At 62.0% G+C, this 324-nt stretch carries 1 pseudogene; it reads left to right on the plus strand.

What is annotated here, in order from left to right:
• Positions 1-24 precede the first annotated feature (24 nt).
• Positions 25-324: pseudogene (locus tag OXS31_RS23360) on the plus strand (IS110 family transposase); the annotation flags it as partial.

A 324-nucleotide genomic window follows, 5' to 3' on the forward strand; every position in this document is an offset into this window, starting at 1 on the left:
TTGCGAGCCTGGCACCCGGAACCTGTGTCCATCCGCACGCTTCGCGCGCTGACCCGGCGCCTGGAGGATCTCCAATCGCTACGGCAGATGGAGCTCAATCGGCTCGAGATCAGTCCGGAAAAAGTCCAGGACTCGATCCGGGCAGTCTTGCAACGGCTCGATGAGCAGATCGCCTGGACGCTCGAACAGATCAAACGCCATATCGACGACGATCCGGACTTACGTGGTAAGCGCGACCTGCTGGTGAGTATCGACGGCATCGCTGACAAGACCGCCGCCCTGATCCTGGCGGAGCTCGGCGATATCGACCGCTTCGCCGATGCC

The organism is Pseudomonas sp. GM_Psu_1, assembly GCF_026544185.1.
Classification (GTDB): Bacteria; Pseudomonadota; Gammaproteobacteria; order Pseudomonadales; family Pseudomonadaceae; genus Chryseomonas; species Chryseomonas oryzihabitans.